The sequence below is a fragment of the Streptomyces alkaliphilus genome (assembly GCF_014141535.1).
Lineage (GTDB): Bacteria > Actinomycetota > Actinomycetes > Streptomycetales > Streptomycetaceae > Streptomyces > Streptomyces alkaliphilus.
Genome location: NZ_VKHT01001332.1, coordinates 1 through 834, shown reverse-complemented (window position 1 = coordinate 834; position 834 = coordinate 1). Strand labels below are relative to the sequence as shown.

At 74.9% G+C, this 834-nt stretch carries 1 protein-coding gene and 1 pseudogene; one reads left to right on the top strand and one right to left on the bottom strand.

From position 1 onward, the window contains the following. The coding region (locus tag FNQ90_RS24315) for a 6-phosphofructokinase (RefSeq protein ID WP_182608311.1) at positions 1 to 487 on the top strand (487 nt) is incomplete at its 5' end. Positions 488 to 542: 55 nt separating this feature from the next. Here FNQ90_RS24315 and FNQ90_RS24310 read toward each other — a convergent pair. Then, positions 543 to 834 (bottom strand): annotated as a pseudogene (locus FNQ90_RS24310) (threonine/serine dehydratase); the annotation flags it as partial.

The following is an 834-nucleotide window of genomic DNA, read 5'->3' as shown; positions in this document are numbered from 1 at the left end:
CGGCATGGCCGGCGGTGCCCACGGCATCTGCATCCCCGAGCGGCCCTTCCGGGTGGACCGGCTCTGCGAGATGGTCGAGGAGCGCTTCGCCCGGGGCAAGAAGTTCGCGGTGATCTGCGTCGCCGAGGGCGCCCGCCCCGCCGAGGACAGCATGCCCTACGAGAAGGGCGAGATCGACCAGTACGGTCACGAGCGGTTCGCCGGCATCGGCTACCGCCTCGCCGGTGAGCTGGAGCGGCGCCTGGGCAAGGAGGCCCGTCCGGTCATCCTCGGGCACGTGCAGCGCGGCGGCGTCCCGACCGCCTACGACCGGGTGCTCGCCACCCGCTTCGGCTGGCACGCCGTGGAGGCCGCCCACCGGGGCGACTTCGGCATGATGACCTCGCTGCGCGGCACCGACATCGCGATGGTGCCGCTCGCCGACGCCACCGCCGAACTCAACCGGGTGCCGCGGAACCGGATGGAGGAGACCGAGGCGGTCTTCTGACCGACCCGTCCCACCGGTCCGGCGCCGGCGCTCCCTCCCGCCGGTCGGGATCCGCTCACCGGGCCGGATCGGCGACCGCGTCCGACAGATCCGCGGGGTCCGTGTTGGCCCCGCACAGCACGACACAGGGTTCCTCCCCCTCGGCGGGGCGGAACGCGCCGAACCACGGCGCGGCCAGTGCGGTGGCCGCGCCGAACTCGACGGCGATCCGGTGTTCCGCCCACAACCGGCGACGCGTGGCCACGATGTCCGGGTCCGCCACGAGCACCGACCGGACGTGGTCCGCCCGCGCCCACCGCAGGGCGTCCGCCGACACCCGGCGCGCCCCCAGGGAGTCCGCCGCCACC